Genomic DNA, 1,309 nt, shown 5'->3' on the forward strand with positions numbered 1-1,309 from the left:
CTCCGTAGGAGTCTGGACCGTGTCTCAGTTCCAGTGTGGCTGATCATCCTCTCAGACCAGCTAGGGATCGTCGCCTTGGTGAGCTCTTACCTCACCAACAAGCTAATCCCACTTGGGCTCATCTAGTCGCGAGAGCTTTCAAGAAGAGGCCCCCTTTCACCCGTAGGTCGTATGCGGTATTAGCAGTCGTTTCCAACTGTTGTCCCCCTCGACTAGGCAGATTCCCAAGCATTACTCACCCGTCCGCCGCTCGACGCCAGAATAGCAAGCTATTCTTCGTTTCCGCTCGACTTGCATGTGTTAAGCCTACCGCCAGCGTTCAATCTGAGCCATGATCAAACTCTTCAATTAAAAGTTTTTGACTAATTGCCTAAGCAATTAAGTCGGCTCAATGAATTCTGTACTTCAACAATAAAACCGAAGTTCTATTGTTTATAAAACCAAACCTTTCGATTTAATTTAATGTTCACAATTACATTGATATAATATTTGGTCATTATATCTCTGCAAGTGCTCACACAGATTGCTTGAATAAATTGTTAAAGAGCATTGACCTTACGGTCTGATTGTGTGCTTTACGCACTACAATTTTAAAATAACACTCATAGAATGCTATTTGAGAATTGTTGGCGGAGTGGACGGGACTCGAACCCGCGACCCCCGGCGTGACAGGCCGGTATTCTAACCAACTGAACTACCACTCCGCACAATCTGTGCTAATGTTTCCATCAGTCTTAATTTATAGTCTTTCGACGTTGTTTGGCGCTTGGCGATGCCCTACTCTCACATGGGGAAACCCCACACTACCATCGGCGTTATTACGTTTCACTACTGAGTTCGGAATGGAGTCAGGTGGTACCGCAACACTATGGTCACCAAGCAAATCTGGTTTGCTTTCTATAAGAAAAATTAATTTCTATTGTAAATCTGAAAAGCTATAAATAAAGAAGTCTTTAAAACCTAAAGTGTTCTGTCTATTCTTAAGTCAAATTTCAATTAATCATACTTTAATTTGTATGGTTAAGCCTCACGGGTAATTAGTACAAGTTAGCTCAATGCCTCACAGCACTTACACACCTTGCCTATCAACGTTGTAGTCTCCAACGGCCCTTCAGGGAGCTTAAAGCTCCAGTGAGAACTCATCTCGAGGCCTGCTTCCCGCTTAGATGCTTTCAGCGGTTATCAGTTCCGAACTTAGCTACCGGGCAATGCCATTGGCATGACAACCCGAACACCAGTGGTTCGTCCACTCCGGTCCTCTCGTACTAGGAGCAGCTCCTCTCAATTCTCAAACGCCCACGGCAGATAG

At 44.8% G+C, this 1,309-nt stretch carries 1 tRNA gene and 3 rRNA genes; all 4 read right to left on the reverse strand.

From position 1 onward, the window contains the following. Positions 1 to 351, reverse strand: a 16S ribosomal RNA gene (locus tag PE36_RS24680); the annotation flags it as partial. A 276-nt stretch (positions 352 to 627) separates the two neighbouring features. Next, a tRNA-Asp gene (locus PE36_RS23575) sits at positions 628 to 704 on the reverse strand. Between the two features lie 60 nt (positions 705 to 764). Then, positions 765 to 880 (reverse strand): 5S ribosomal RNA (rrf, locus tag PE36_RS23580). Positions 881 to 1,016: 136 nt separating this feature from the next. Continuing rightward, positions 1,017 to 1,309: ribosomal RNA gene (locus tag PE36_RS23585) — 23S ribosomal RNA — on the reverse strand; the annotation flags it as partial.

It is taken from the genome of Moritella sp. PE36 (assembly GCF_000170855.1).
In the GTDB taxonomy this organism is placed as follows: domain Bacteria; phylum Pseudomonadota; class Gammaproteobacteria; order Enterobacterales; family Moritellaceae; genus Moritella.